The 14702-nt window shown below is 27.7% G+C and carries 12 protein-coding genes and 1 riboswitch; of the genes, 3 read left to right on the top strand and 9 right to left on the bottom strand.

The window, feature by feature from the left end:
* Positions 1-11: 11 nt before the first annotated feature.
* The gene (locus I1959_RS01805; RefSeq protein ID WP_092926713.1) at positions 12-959 is read right to left on the bottom strand and encodes a polysaccharide deacetylase family protein; all 948 of its coding nucleotides are present in this window, start codon (positions 957-959) and stop codon (positions 12-14) included.
* 328 nt (positions 960-1287) lie between these two features.
* On the opposite strand from I1959_RS01805, the gene megL reads away from it, so the two are divergent.
* Positions 1288-2481: a methionine gamma-lyase gene (gene megL, locus I1959_RS01800; protein ID WP_166505063.1), complete on the top strand. Its 1194-nt coding sequence runs from the start codon at positions 1288-1290 to the stop codon at positions 2479-2481.
* 62 nt (positions 2482-2543) lie between these two features.
* Here megL and I1959_RS01795 read toward each other — a convergent pair whose 3' ends face one another.
* Entirely contained in the window at positions 2544-3458 is a 915-nt protein-coding gene (locus tag I1959_RS01795; protein ID WP_166505062.1) for a DNA-processing protein DprA, read from the bottom strand.
* A 283-nt stretch (positions 3459-3741) separates the two neighbouring features.
* Here I1959_RS01795 and nhaC point away from each other — a divergent pair, with 283 nt between their 5' ends.
* Complete coding sequence (gene nhaC / locus I1959_RS01790) at positions 3742-5148, top strand: Na+/H+ antiporter NhaC (protein ID WP_092926719.1); 1407 nt, start codon at positions 3742-3744, stop codon at positions 5146-5148.
* Between the two features lie 35 nt (positions 5149-5183).
* Here nhaC and I1959_RS01785 read toward each other — a convergent pair whose 3' ends face one another.
* From I1959_RS01785 to thiD, 6 genes are all read right to left on the bottom strand, one after another.
* On the bottom strand, positions 5184-6839 hold the full coding sequence (locus I1959_RS01785; RefSeq protein WP_166505061.1) for a sensor histidine kinase: 1656 nt from the start codon (positions 6837-6839) through the stop codon (positions 5184-5186).
* Positions 6840-6972: 133 nt separating this feature from the next.
* Positions 6973-7587 (bottom strand): thiamine phosphate synthase, encoded by a 615-nt coding sequence (thiE, locus tag I1959_RS01780; RefSeq protein ID WP_092926723.1) that lies wholly within the window; start codon positions 7585-7587, stop codon positions 6973-6975.
* A gap of 29 nt (positions 7588-7616) precedes the next feature.
* Complete coding sequence (thiT, locus tag I1959_RS01775) at positions 7617-8240, bottom strand: energy-coupled thiamine transporter ThiT (RefSeq protein ID WP_092926725.1); 624 nt, start codon at positions 8238-8240, stop codon at positions 7617-7619.
* The gene (gene tenA, locus I1959_RS01770; protein ID WP_166505059.1) at positions 8228-8911 is read right to left on the bottom strand and encodes a thiaminase II; all 684 of its coding nucleotides are present in this window, start codon (positions 8909-8911) and stop codon (positions 8228-8230) included. The genes thiT and tenA overlap by 13 nt, the downstream gene beginning before the upstream one ends.
* A complete protein-coding gene (thiM, locus tag I1959_RS01765; protein ID WP_195236924.1) occupies positions 8911-9696 on the bottom strand; it encodes a hydroxyethylthiazole kinase in 786 nt (261 codons plus the stop codon). The genes tenA and thiM overlap by 1 nt, the downstream gene beginning before the upstream one ends.
* 16 nt (positions 9697-9712) lie before the next feature.
* Complete coding sequence (thiD, locus tag I1959_RS01760; RefSeq protein ID WP_092926731.1) at positions 9713-10519, bottom strand: bifunctional hydroxymethylpyrimidine kinase/phosphomethylpyrimidine kinase; 807 nt, start codon at positions 10517-10519, stop codon at positions 9713-9715.
* 150 nt (positions 10520-10669) lie between these two features.
* Positions 10670-10766, bottom strand: a riboswitch (TPP riboswitch).
* 358 nt (positions 10767-11124) lie between these two features.
* Here thiD and I1959_RS01755 point away from each other — a divergent pair.
* On the top strand, positions 11125-12237 hold the full coding sequence (locus I1959_RS01755; RefSeq protein ID WP_195236923.1) for a DEAD/DEAH box helicase: 1113 nt from the start codon (positions 11125-11127) through the stop codon (positions 12235-12237).
* A gap of 302 nt (positions 12238-12539) precedes the next feature.
* On the opposite strand, the gene I1959_RS01750 is transcribed toward I1959_RS01755, so the two are convergent.
* The gene (locus tag I1959_RS01750; protein WP_166505056.1) at positions 12540-14690 is read right to left on the bottom strand and encodes a YhgE/Pip domain-containing protein; all 2151 of its coding nucleotides are present in this window, start codon (positions 14688-14690) and stop codon (positions 12540-12542) included.
* Positions 14691-14702: the final 12 nt, after the last annotated feature.

The following is a 14702-nucleotide window of genomic DNA, read 5'->3' as shown; positions in this document are numbered from 1 at the left end:
TTTTTATAAAATTAAGATAATGTTTTAAATTCATATCCATTTGATTTGAAATATTCTATTATTTGAGGTAATGCTTTTGCAGTAGCTTCTTTTCCATATGTATCATGCATTAATACAACTACCATTTCTTTACCTTGTGCTGTCTTTTTAGCATATTCTACTAATTGAGCTGGAGTTTTTCTTCCACCTTCTGCATCTCCACTTAAAGCATTCCAGTCTATAGATGCCATTTTATTTTCGTTTAAATACTGATCTAATGGTTCCATACCTTTCCATGACATATGTCCACCTGGACATCTTATAACTCTTGTTGAGAAGTTTGGACCTAAAGTATCCTTTAATATCTTATCAGTTTTTGCAAAGTCACCTTTAAAATTATCTAAATTTAAAACTCTATTAGGATAAAGTATTTTATAATCATGGCTATAAGAGTGATTAGCTATTGCATGACCCTTATCAAATTCTTCTTTTATAAGTTCTTTAGCTTTTGATCCGCCACGTTCAATATTTTCTCCTGTTAAGAAAAATGTTGCTTTAACTCCGTACTCATCTAATATTTTTAATATTTGTGGAGTAACTGTTGTTGATGTTCCATCATCAAAAGTTAAAAATACTACTTTTTCTCCATTGTTGCTATAATCGTATTTCTTTAATTTGTCAGCCACTTTTAATGCATCATAAGTATATTTTTTACCTTCATGATTAACTCCGACCATTCTCTTTTTAGCTTCTTCTTCTTCTTTACGCTTCTTCTCAGCTGCTAATCTTTCTGCCTCAGCCTTTTTTTGCATTTCAATTTTTTCTTGCTTTTGTTCAGCTATAAATGATGCTGTCGCTCCGACTAACTTATAGCCTCCAAATATTATGACTATTGATGCTACTGAAACTAATGCTACTTTTTTAACATCAACGCGACCTTTTTTCTTAGAACCAAAGTTTATATTGTTCTTTTTCGGCATAAAAAATTCCCCCGTTCTGTCTTTTATTGTCTATAATTGTTCTACATTTAATTATATAGCACTTATTTGTAAAAAACCACATGATAAAATTTACAATTTTGTATCCAACTATTTTATACTAATGGTTTTTAATTTATCAAATAATGGTATCTAATTTCTTTAATTTTCATTATATCTAAATATTTTAAATTATAGAAATCTTACTATTTTATTCCATATTGTTTACAAGAATTTTTTTTAGTGTTATATTGATGTTGAAAACTTAACAAAACGTTTTCAAGAAAATTGTAAGACACTACTATTTAATCAAATTTAGGAGGGAATTACTATGGAAAACTTAAGAGGGAAAAAATTTGCTACAAAAGCTATTCACGGAGGACATCATAAAGATCCAGTATCTGGTGCTTTAACTACACCAATATTCCAAACATCAACTTTTGTATTTGATAGTGCTGAACAAGGTGGTAGAAGATTTGCTCTTGAAGAAGGTGGATACATATATTCTAGATTAGGAAATCCTACAAATTCTCAATTAGAAGAGAAAATGGCTTTACTTGAAAATGGAGAAGCTTGTATGTCAACAGCTTCTGGAATAGGTGCTATAAGTTCTGCTCTTTGGACTGCTTTAAAAGCAGGAGATCATGTTGTTGCTTCAAAAACATTATACGGTTGTACATTTGCATTACTAAATCATGGTATAAGTAGATATGGTGTAGATGTAACTTTCGTAGATGCATCTAATATAGATGAAGTTAAATCTGCTATGAGAGAAAATACTAGAGTTGTTTATTTAGAAACTCCAGCAAATCCAGATTTAAAGATAATGGATATTGAAACTATATCTAATATTGCACATGAAGTTAAAAATTGTATAGTCATAGTAGATAATACATTCTGTACTCCATACATACAAAGACCTCTAGAATTAGGTGCAGATGTAGTTGTTCATTCAGCTACTAAATACTTAAACGGTCACGGAGATGTTATAGCTGGTTTTGTAGTTGGTAAACAAGACTTTATAAATCAAGTAAGATTATTTGGAGTTAAAGATATGACTGGTGCTGTTTTAAGCCCATTCGATGCTTATTTAATACTTAGAGGTATGAAAACTTTACAAATTAGAATGGATAGACATACTCAAAATGCTATGAAAGTTGCAGAATTTTTAGAAACTCATGAAAATGTTATAAAAGTAAATTATCCAGGACTTAAAAGCTTCCCTCAATATGAACTAGCTAAAAAACAAATGGATATGCCTGGTGGTATGATAGCCTTTGAAGTTAAGGGTGGATTAGAAGCAGGTAAGAAATTATTAAATTCTTTAGAATTATGCACTCTTGCTGTTAGTTTAGGGGACTGTGAAACATTAATTCAACATCCAGCTTCAATGACTCATTCTCCATATACTCCAGAAGAAAGAGCTGCAGCAGGAATTTCAGATGGATTAATTAGAATATCTGTTGGATTAGAGGATTGTGATGATATAATAGCAGATTTAAAACAAGGTCTTGATAGACTATAGTAATTTTTCTTTAATATAACTAGAGAGGTAAACGCCCTCTCTAGTTTTTATTTAGATAACTTTTATAATTTAAATACTAGTTGCTTACCATTATCTATATAATTTTTATTACCATTTTCTATTTTTTCTTTAAGCTTATTTATATCACATTCATCATTTATAACTATACAATTTTTATTATCTATAATCTCTACATTTCGCTTAATATTTATACAAGATAAAATCCTATTTTGATTTATGCAAAAATTAATGGTATGATTTGTACCAGAATTTTCATTTGTCTCACATACTATTAAAGCATTGCTTAATCCACTTTGAAGTCTATTCCTTCTTATAAAATTGCTTTTATGTATATTACTTCCTAATGGATATTCGCTTACTAAGCACCCTTTATTATCTACTATATCATTTGCTAACTTTACATTACTTTTAGGATATATATTATCTAAAGGACATGGTAAAACCGCTACTGTACTTCCAAATGCATCTAAGCAACCTTTATGTGCTTGTTCATCACAACCTTTAGCTAGTCCACTTATAATACTATATCCATCTTTCCCTAGTAAATAGGCCATATTGTAAGATGACTTTAGCCCTTTTACACTAGCTTTTCTACTTCCTATTATAGCTATTGATTTATTATTTGTCATAGCACTATAATTTCCTTTATAAAAAAGTAATAATGGTCTATCATTTATATGTCTTAACTTTTCAGGATAGCTACTTTCTAGTATGCTTACAATTTTTATATTTTGTTTTATACAAGATTCTTTAATTTTATATGTTTTATTAATAGCTATTTTTATATCATCTAACGTATATATTCGTTTTGTTTTACCTTTCAAATTTGCCTCTTCCAGTAAATGTAAAATCTCTTTTTCATTATGTTTTGTACTTTTGCTAATATGTAGTATGTATTCTATTGTTTTATTTCCTATGTATTTTAAATTAAGCAGCGTAAGAATTAAATCATTCATATCTTTCTCCTGATTTATCGTTTTAATTAGTTTAACCAATCTAAATAGTAATTTTTGCTTTTCAGCAAATTTTTTTGCATAGTTGCTTATTTTTTTGCAATAACGCGTTTTATATTTTTATAATTTTTTTAATTTTTAGATAATTTTCTAATTAATTACATATATAATACTTTTTTATTTATTATCATATACATCTGGCATATTATTTGCTTTATTTAATTGTAATCATATTTTTATTTACTTCTAGTGAAAATTATAAATTTCTAAGGGGGACTTTTATTTTATGAGTAAAAGAGAAAAAAAGCAAGCTACCTTAGTTGATGCATTAATACCAATTGTATGTTTAGCTTTATTTCTAGGTATATCTATATTTAAATACGGAGCTTCTCCTCATGTTCCTTTAATCGGTGGAGCTATAGTCGCTGGCTTAGTAGCTGTTTACAGACTTGGATTTGAGTGGAGCGAATTAGAGGAAAGCATGTTTTCTTCTATAAAAATGGCCATGCAGGCTATTCTTATCATAATGATAATAGGTGTGCTTATTGGAACTTGGATAATTAGTGGTGTTGTTCCATCTATGATTTATTGGGGATTAAAAATCTTATCTCCAGGAATATTCTTAGCAGCTACTACTATTATCTGTGGTATAGTTTCTTTAGCTACTGGTTCATCATGGAGTACTATGGGAACTGTTGGAGTTGCTCTTTTAGGTATTGGGCAAGGTCTTCAAATTCCAGCACCTATAGTTGCAGGAGCAATAATATCAGGTGCTTATTTTGGAGATAAACTTTCTCCTCTATCAGATACAACAAACTTAGCTCCTGCTATGGCTGGTGCTACTTTATTTGAACATATAAATTATATGCTTTATTCAACTATACCTTCTCTTTTAATATGCCTTGTACTTTACAGTATAATAGGTATGAGATATGGAGGACAAGAATTAGACATGTCTAATATTAATTTAATAAGAGATACTTTGGCTAGTTCATTTAATACTCTATCACCTATATTATTTATACCTCCAATAGTGGTTATTGGTCTGGTAATATTTAAAGTTCCTGCTATACCTGGGCTTATATTTGGTGCTATTTTAGGATTTGTATTTGCTATAGTATTTCAAGGTGCATCAGTTGGAGATATAATAAGTGCAGCTCATACTGGTTTTGTTTCTAATACTGGTGTTGCAGAAGTTGATGAATTATTATCTAAAGGCGGATTAATGAATATGATGAGTACTGTTTCTTTAACAATATCTGCTCTAGCTTTAGGTGGAATACTTGAAAAAACTGGTATGTTAGAGGCTTTAGCTTCAGCTTTACTTAAATTTGCAAAAGGTACATTTGGAGTTGTTTTTTCAACTATGGTTACATGTGTAATGACTAATACAGTAGCTGGTGAACAGTATTTATCTATAGTTATACCTGGAAGAATGTTTAAAGATGAATACGCAAAAAGAGGTCTTCATCCTAAAATGCTATCAAGAGCGCTTGAAGATAGTGGGACTATGAGTTCTGCCTTAGTTCCTTGGAATACATGTGGAGCTTACATCTATGGTACATTAGGAGTTAGTACTTTTGCCTATCTTCCATATGCATTCTTAAACTTAATAAATCCTATTGTTTCACTATTTTTGATAGCAATTAAATTTAAAATAGCTACAATCCCTAAAAAAGAAGTAAATAAATAAAATACTAAAAAATAAAAGCATCCATATGGATGCTTTTATCTATATATATCAGAAAATTCTATATTACACATTTCAATCTTACTATTTTCTGATATAAATTTCTTTATATTTGTTTTGCTTTTTACTAACTTGCTTGGTAAATAAAATTCAAACTTACTACCTTTTCCTACCTCACTTTTTACACTTATATCTCCGCCATGAAGATTTACTAAAGATTTAACTAGTGATAAACCTATTCCACTACCTTCATAACTACTTGCTATATTACTCTTTACCTGTGTAAATCTTTCAAATATACTTTGTAATTTATTACTATCTATACCTTCTCCATTATCACAAACAGATATATACACTCTATCTCCTTTGCTTTCTACATTCACATAAATACATCCATTAATACTTGTATGTTTAATAGAATTAGATAATAAATTTAAAAGTATTCTTTCTATTTTTTCTGGATCAAATGCAAGTATCATTTCCTCACAGTTTGTATCAAATACCAAATCAATTTGTTTATTTTTAGCATAAGGAGTTACAGATAAACTTATCTCTTCTACTACATTTACTATATTATAGTTTCCAAGCTCTAATTCATAATATCCTGCATCTATTTTTGTTATATCTATGATATTATTTACCAATCTTAGTATCCTATATAGGTTTTGCTTAAATAATTTAATATAATTTTCTAAATCTATCTTATCATTAAATTTTATATTTTCTTTTACTATATTAATATCTATTAACTGTATTATTCCAAGCATAATATTAAGCGGTGTCTTAAATTCATGGGATATATTTGCGAAAAATTCATTTTTCATTGACTCTAAATATATATTTTGCTCTAATTTTTGCCTAGCTTCTACATCTTCTTTTTCTTTATCTATATCTCTTACAGAAAATGCTATGATATCTCTTTCTTTTATATATTTTAAGTGCCATCTCAGCCATTTATAGCTATTATCTTTACATATCATTTTATTTTCTATTACCTTTACATTTCCATCCTTTAAACTTAAGATATTTAAAAATTCTTCTTTATGATCATCATATATTTTATCTATTATACTAGTTGATGTTAATTCTTCTTCATTAAATCCTGTTATTTTATTACATTCTTTTGTAAAAAGTTTAATGTAAGCATTTCTATCTATAGCTCCTATTACATCTGCAGATATACTTAAGAATACCTCCAAATCCTTTTTTATAAATTCTACTTTTTTTATTTCATCTATAAAGTTAATTATAGTACCTTCTAAATCTATATTTTCTAAGATTTTATATATATCGCTGTCTTTTTTTATTTCATCTAAAATAGCACTCATATCATATATTAATTTCTCTGAATTTTTAAACTCCCTTTTTCTATTGTTATCTATATTAATTACCATATTATCTATATTATTGTCAGTTATATCTCTTACTAATATATATGTACCATTATCTTTCGTTTTAGTTATATTAGTGCTTAATTCAAATTCTCCATTTGATGTATTTAGTTTTATACCTATATCGAAGTAGTTTTTAAACTCTAATTTTTCTATTTTTACTTTACTACTTATATCTATGTTTAAGGAATTAATGTCTTTTTCATTTATATACTCTAATAACTTATTGTTACAAAATATTATATTAAAATCTTTATCTAATATAAATATACTATCACTCAAATTATTAAAAAACTCTTTCATTCTTATCTCCCCCAAATATAACCCTTAATAAGTATCTACACTTTTAGGCAATTTCCTTGAATTGTATTACCTTTTTAGAGTTTAATTTATAATAAAAAAGAAGATACTTTTAAAAGCATCTTCTTTTTTTATATTATATAACATCCATAAATTTTTTAGTTTGACCATATATATCATCATATTTTAATATCTCTGATACTATTGCATATCCATCTATATTTTCATTTTTTAAAGCAGATATATTAGATAGATTTATACCACCAATACATACTATTGGTATATCTATATTTTCTTTTATACTTCTTAATTCTTCTATACTCACATGTTTTGCATCCAATTTAGTAGTTGTAGTAAACATTGATCCTACACCTATATAATCTGCACCATCATTTTTTGCCTTAAGTGATAATTCTAAATTTTGAGTAGATACCCCAATTATCTTATCATTCCCTATTAAATGTCTAACTTCACTACATGGTATATCACTTTGTCCTATATGAACACCGTCTGCACCTACTAACATTGCTATATCTACTCTATCATTTATTATAAAAATTGCATTATATTTTTTTGTAAGTTCTCTTAATTTATAAGCTTTTTCTAAAAATTCTTTTCCTGATGCTTTTTTCTCTCTTAATTGAACTGTTTTTACGCCTGCTTTTAATGCTTCTTCTATAGACTCATAAAAATCTCTACCTTTTAAAATATCTGAGTCTGTAACTAAATATAATTTTAATTTTTCTCTCATCTTTATCTCCTATATTAATTTTTTAGTATTTATTGGCTAATTGATATATTTAAAACCTTACTAAACCTCTTTATAGGTATAAATAATATTAATATGCTAGTTAATAATCCTTCTACACCTGCACTTGATATATTATATACACATGAATATACTATAGGATTCATTCCTTTAGGTGCATATTGTGCAAAATATAATACTCCTGATATTATATACATTAAAACACTAAGGCTAGTTGCTAATATGCATCCTGCAAATATATTAAGTTTTTTATCTCTTCCAAATATTCCTGCTAACCCTAGTACCATCATTGGAAGTATATAATCTAATAAAAACTGAGCTGGATGTATTATTGTTGGTCCACTTATTAACTTTATTAAAGCAAAAACTAAACCTGCAGTTATCCCAACTTCTTTACCGTAAAGTATAGCAAGTAGCATTGTAGGTAACATTGAAAATAAAGTTATTCCCCCGCCTTGAGGATATTTTATAAATTGAATCATAGAAAGTATATAAGACATTGCTGAAAACATACCGATTAGTACTATTTCTTTTGTGCTTAATTTTCTATTTTTCATATCTTTTAGATACAAGCAAAACCATCCTATACTAACGATTAATATAACTATTCCTAATATATTATTTAAACTAGACATAAGTCTCCCTCCTTAGTTTCTTTATAGGCCATATTCCAAAATTCTAATTCATGTAAACTTGATTTTATAAATATTTCTTTTAAGTTTTCTCTTTCTTCATTACTTATATCTCTACATAAATAGTTAACATAATCTAACCACTCCCTTAGATTCTCGTCAAATTTTCCTTCAGAGTACATATCTATCCATTCTTTGTAGTAATTTCCTTCTAATGTCTCTTTGTAATTATCTAGTAGATAGTGTCCTATATAATTATAGCTCCAGTTACAAGGCATTGTAGAGATTACAATTTCTCTTAAATTTCCTTTTAAGGCTATAGCTTGCATATAACTAGTATAATTATCTGTTGTTATTTCATATTTACATGTTTCTGCTATTTTTGGTGGTACTCCTAATTTGTTCATATAACTAACATGTACTGCTGTTTCATATTCTATCGATGCACTTATGGCTCTACTGAAAAAGTTCATTTCCTCTATAGTCTTTGACTTTATTAAGCACATTGCAAATACTTTACCAAATTCTTTAAGGTATAAATAATCTTGTACTAAATAATTTTTAAATTTCTCTTTAGGTAAAGTACCTTCTCCTAGTTCTTTTATAAATGGATGTTCTAAGTATTCTTGCCATATATTTTTAACTTCTTCAAATAAATAATCTGTAAATTTCATTATATAACCTCAACCTTTCCAAATTTATTTAGCTTTTCTTCATCTAGGTCATATATATTATTCATAAGCTCAACTTTGAAGTCTCCTATAGATATATTTTCTTTATCAGCTAGCTGTCCGCATAAACTCATCGTCATTATCCCCATAGAGATAGCCTCTAAAGTTTTATCACTACTCCCAAGATATGATCCCATTAAGCTAGCACACATACACCCTGTACCAGTTATATACTTTAACTTAGGTGTTCCATTATATATTTTAATTATTCTATTTCCATCAGTTACACTATCTACTTTTCCAGTTGCACAAACTACACATTCTAATTTGTTAGCAATCTTTTTTATAGCCTCATCAATATTTTTGTCATCATCAAAAGAGTCAACACCCTTGCCTTTAACATCAAATCCACCTATATATTTAATCTCAGCTACATTTCCTTTTATTGCAGTAAATCTTACTTCATTTAATAATCTTTTTACAAAATTTGCCCTAGTTTTTGTAGCAAATACCCCTACTGGGTCAAGTACAACAGGTTTATTGTACTTATTGGCCATTTTACCTGCTTGTAAAAATAATTCTAAGTTAGAAGATTTCATAGTACCTATATTTATAACCACTGCACTTGCTACCTGAACAATCTCTTCTACTTCTTCATATGAAAAACTCATTAAAGGACTCGCTCCTAGTGCCAATGTTATATTAGCACAATCATTTATAGTTACTTCATTAGTATAATGAAGTACTAATGGATTAATTTCTTTAACTTTATTTATTAAACTATACATATTCTCTACCCCAATACTATATTTTCTTATTTTCTATTTCATAGAAATGATGAACAGGTCCTACTCCACTTCCTATATCAAAACTATATCTTATTGCGTTTGTTATATACTCCTTACTTCTTTTTACGCTTTCACATATATCATATCCTAATGCTAAGTGTGCAGCTATTGCTGAAGATAGTGTACATCCTGTTCCATGCGTATTTTTTCTATATAGCCTTTCACTCTTATATACTTTAAATATATCTTTGCCTATAAGTATATCTACAGCATCACCGTCTAAGTGTCCCCCCTTCATAAGTACAAACTTCGGACCTAATTCTAATATTTTTTGACCTGCTAATTTCATATCCTCAACATTGTCTATTTTAATACCTGTTATTTCTTCTGCTTCTGGTGTATTTGGTGTTATTATGTAGGCCATTGGTATAAGATACTCTATCATACTTTGCTTAGCTTCTGGCTTAAGTAGTGAATATCCACTCTTTGATATCATTACCGGATCAATAACTAGATTTTCTGGTTTGTATTTATCTAGAGTTTTTGCTATTTCTTTTATTATTTCTTCACTAGATACCATACCTATTTTTAAAGATTTTGGACGTATATCATCAAATACAACTTCTATTTGTTTTTTAATTATCTCTTTGCTTAAATCTTCTACCATGAATACACCTTTAGTATTTTGGGCTGTTATAGCTGTTATAACACTCATCCCATAAGTTCCTATTGCACTAAATGTTTTTAAATCAGCTTGTACACCTGCTCCACCAGACGAGTCTGAACCTGCTATTGTCAGTGTAGGTATTTTGTAGTTTTTCATATGATCTTCTCCCTTTTATTTATTAAATATTTAATTTGCTAAAGCTTGTTATCTCCTCAATTAACTTCAATATCATATATTTTTGCAATTAAAAAGCTATACCCCAACATTGGAATATAGCCTTAATTTCTAATTTAATATATAATATAATAATATATTATCAAGCTTTCCTACGCTGGTATTATCCAGATCAGGTACAAGGGTTAACGTTTCGTCTCTCAGCCTTTCGGCACCCCTAGCAAATATTTTATTTTATACTTATAGTATATTTCTATAATCTAAATAAATCAACTTTAATTATAATTTATAAAATCTTCTGTATATTTATAAATACTAACATTTATTTAATACCCATTAATATATAAAACTAACATTAATATTTTATATTAATAAATAATATTATTAGTATTAATTATAACTATATGATATTATTTATTAATACGGAAAATATAAATAAAAAGTTTACTTCGTTTAAGCGATATTCAGGATAACTATTTCTATGTCGCAACGATATAACGTTCACTAATGCTTTAAGCAACGTGTTGGCAAACTATTTCGGTCAAATCCGTTGCTCAAATTATAAAGATATTAAGAGGTAATATATAATGAATTTTGAAGAACTTGGAATTAGTAAAGATTTAGTAAATGTACTAAAAAATAGGGGAATTAACTCTCCTACACCTATACAAAAAGAAAGTATTGGATTTATAAAGTCTGGAAAAGATGTTATAGCAGAAGCTCAAACTGGTACGGGAAAAACTCTAGCATTTTTACTTCCTATATTTGAAAATATTAATCCAAACGCTAATTATGTTCAAGCACTTATATTGTCACCAACAAGAGAGCTAGCTATTCAAATAACTGAACAAGCCATTGAACTTTCAAAAGGTAAGAATATAAATGTATTATCAGCTTATGGTGGAAAAGATATAGCAGGTCAATTAAAAAAGTTAAAGGGAAATATACACCTTATAGTAGCTACACCAGGAAGACTTTTAGATCACTTAGATAGAAAAACTGTAAATCTTAGTAAGTTAAAAACTTTTGTACTAGATGAAGCTGACCAAATGTTATTTATGGGATTTAAAAATGAAGTTGAAGCTATATTAAAGGAAGTTCCTAAAAAGCGTCAAACATTGTGTTTCTCCGCTACTATGAACTCACAAGTTAAAAAATTAGCTTATAGATATATGACTGATCCTATTGTTGTATCTATAGAAAAAGAAGAAATAACACTTGAAAATATAAATCAAGAAGTTGTAGAAACTACAGATAGAAGAAAACAAGATGCACTATGTTCTGTACTTGATAAAGATAATCCTTTTTTAGCTATAATCTTCTGTAGAACCAAAAGAAGAGCAGATGCTTTAGATGAAGCACTTTGTCAAAGAGGGTATAATTGTGCTAAACTTCACAGCGACATCCCTCAATCAAAACGTGAAAGAATTATGAAATCTTTTAGAAATGCAGATATACAATATCTTATAGCTACTGATGTTGCATCTAGAGGTATTGATGTTACTGGTGTTACTCATGTATATAACTATGATATACCAGAAACTTCAGAAGACTACATACATCGTATTGGTAGAACTGGTAGAGCTGGTGAAAAAGGTTATACTTGTCTATTTGTTGCCCCAAAAGATGAAAGATATTTAGAACAAATTGAAAATTCTATTCAATATACTATCCCAAGAAGAGAAATAGATAATAACTAATAGTAATGTTAATAAAAATACCTAAAGGAATTATTCCTTTAGGTATTTTTATTTTCTATATCAATATTCTCTAATTCTTCTTTAGTCAATATCTTCTTTCTAGATATAAGCATATTGCACTCCATGCAATAATAATTAATAGTACCTCATCCATCTAGTACATCTAATTTAGATTTACAGTATGGGCAATAATAATCCTTGTTCATATTGTCACTTCCTTAATGTTTATTATGATTATTATTTTACTAGTCATGGAAATGCTATTCAATATTTATTTGTTAAATAATTACCATTATTTATAACTATAAACCAGACTCCTTAAACTTATCATTCATAAATTCAGTTATATTATGGAAAGTTTTCTTAAATATGACTAATGATATAAATATTACAAAGAATATTGCTAACATAGATAAATCATAATATACAGCACTCATGCTAGGTCCTGCTATAGCTTCTCTAAATCCATCTATAGCATAAGTAAATGGCCAATATGGTTGTAATATTTCAAATATCTTAGGGTTAGTTTGTATAGGATATATCCCTCCAGAACCTGCTATTTGGAAGACCATAATAACTATAGCTATAGCTTTACCTAAGTTCCCAAATAAAGAAACTAATGTAAATATAATTGTAGTAAATAGTATAGAAGATACTATAGTAAATAAATACATTAAAGGTATACTAACAGGCTTATCAAATATAAATATATTACCTGTTGCAATTATTAAAGACTGTATTAATGATACTGTCATAAATGTAAGCATTTTACCAAAATGTTTTTGAACTAAATTAGTTTTTTCTCCCGCTAATTCTTCACACTCTGTTGTAAGTAGTGATGTAGATAAAAGTGCTCCTACCCATATTGCAAGTACTGAGTAAAATGGCATTAAAGCGACTCCAAATATACCTGCCTTATATAACTCTTCTGTCTTAACATTAACAGGTGATGATATAAAAGATGCTATCTCTTTTGAATTTTTATCTAATATTGAAATTAACTTGTCTAAATTTTTATCTGTTAATATCTTAGTTTTTTCTACTAACTTATCTAAATCATCTTCAAACTTATTAAGTTCTTTTGATATATTACCTGCTTGTTTTACAAAAACATCACTACTTGATATTCCATAAGTAGAAAGTGCATCTATTTGAGGTATTATAACATTTATACTTTCTAATATGTTGTTTATATCAGAAGAGCTAGAAATCATAGCATCTCCTACACTATCTAAAACATTAGATACATCAGAAGTAAATATAGTATTTGTTAAATTTAACTTATTGTTAAATGAATTTTCTAATTCTGATAAAGAATTAAGTTGTTCATCTATTTGTTCTTTAGTTCCACCACTTTCAATTACTGATTTTAACTCACTTAATTTATCTTTTTCTGAAGAAAGTATAGTTTTTAAAGTATTAAGTGAATCTATTATATTTTGTGTCTTAGAACTTTCATGTTTGCTATTTATATTTTCAAGATCACTTATAACTTTATCTATCGTATTTTCCATAGTTGATATCAATTTTAATACCGACTCTATCGTATTTTCTACATTTTCAATTGAAGAACCATCATTTATATTTTTTAAATTATCAATTTCATTTTGTAATTTAGTATTTATATTATTTATAGTATTCATATTATTATTCATATTTTCTGATGCATTATTCACACTATCCTTTGTAACTAATACTAAATTTTTACTATTTTTTACTACATCTTGAAGACTATTTATTTCTTTTTTTATCTGAGGAAGATTTCCTTTTGTATTATTTAAATACTTTTTAAGTGTATTTGCATGAGAATTTGCTTCTTTTACATAATTATTTATTTTCTCTAAATTATTATATGTACTATCTAAAGCATTTTTTAATTCTATTATCTGCGGTTTATTGTCTTCTAACTTAACTCCTAATGTTGATAAAAATGAAAAAGCTTCTTTATTTAAAGTATCAACAAAATTAGCTTTTATTTCTTCTACTAACTTATTTTTAGCAACATCTGTTATTTTAGTAGCTATTGCATTAACTTTTTCATTAGCCTTATATATAATATTTGGCTTTTGAGGGTCTTTCGTTGTAAGTGTTGACAAATCTTTAGAAAAATCAGGTGGTATTTCAATTAATGCATAAAATTTTCCTTCATTTAACTGATAATTTCCTTGCCACTCATCTACAAACTGCCACCCTATGTCTTTATTCTTTTTAAGCTCTTTAACTATTTCATCACCTACATTTATAAACTTTCCATCAACGGAAGTTCCCTCATCTTGATTTACTATAGCTACTGGAATATTTCCCGTGTTTGAATAAGGATTCCAGCAAGCCTCTATATTAACCCACGCATATAACGATGGTATCAAACAAAGCCCTCCGATTATTATAAAGGCTGACTTAATAGTTAATATATTTTTTAAATCTCTTAAATAAATTTCAAAAATCTTTTTCATATGTTCACCTCT

The organism is Romboutsia sp. 1001285H_161024_C4, from assembly GCF_015550185.1.
Taxonomy (GTDB): domain Bacteria; phylum Bacillota; class Clostridia; order Peptostreptococcales; family Peptostreptococcaceae; genus Romboutsia_C; species Romboutsia_C hominis.
Note: the sequence above shows the minus strand (reverse complement) of the source record. Positions and strands in the feature narration are given on the sequence as shown.

What these genes read in the sequence shown, in the direction of transcription:
- thiM (WP_195236924.1), bottom strand. Translation starts at nt 9,696, where the DNA reads ATGTATAGTTTAATAAATAAAGTTAAAGAAATTAATCCATTAGTACTT.
- I1959_RS01785 (WP_166505061.1), bottom strand. Translation starts at nt 6,839, where the DNA reads ATGAAAGAGTTTTTTAATAATTTGAGTGATAGTATATTTATATTAGAT.
- megL (WP_166505063.1), top strand. Translation starts at nt 1,288, where the DNA reads ATGGAAAACTTAAGAGGGAAAAAATTTGCTACAAAAGCTATTCACGGA.
- I1959_RS01750 (WP_166505056.1), bottom strand. Translation starts at nt 14,690, where the DNA reads ATGAAAAAGATTTTTGAAATTTATTTAAGAGATTTAAAAAATATATTA.
- thiE (WP_092926723.1), bottom strand. Translation starts at nt 7,587, where the DNA reads ATGAGAGAAAAATTAAAATTATATTTAGTTACAGACTCAGATATTTTA.
- I1959_RS01755 (WP_195236923.1), top strand. Translation starts at nt 11,125, where the DNA reads ATGAATTTTGAAGAACTTGGAATTAGTAAAGATTTAGTAAATGTACTA.
- tenA (WP_166505059.1), bottom strand. Translation starts at nt 8,911, where the DNA reads ATGAAATTTACAGATTATTTATTTGAAGAAGTTAAAAATATATGGCAA.
- I1959_RS01795 (WP_166505062.1), bottom strand. Translation starts at nt 3,458, where the DNA reads ATGAATGATTTAATTCTTACGCTGCTTAATTTAAAATACATAGGAAAT.
- I1959_RS01805 (WP_092926713.1), bottom strand. Translation starts at nt 959, where the DNA reads ATGCCGAAAAAGAACAATATAAACTTTGGTTCTAAGAAAAAAGGTCGC.
- thiT (WP_092926725.1), bottom strand. Translation starts at nt 8,240, where the DNA reads ATGTCTAGTTTAAATAATATATTAGGAATAGTTATATTAATCGTTAGT.
- thiD (WP_092926731.1), bottom strand. Translation starts at nt 10,519, where the DNA reads ATGAAAAACTACAAAATACCTACACTGACAATAGCAGGTTCAGACTCG.
- nhaC (WP_092926719.1), top strand. Translation starts at nt 3,742, where the DNA reads ATGAGTAAAAGAGAAAAAAAGCAAGCTACCTTAGTTGATGCATTAATA.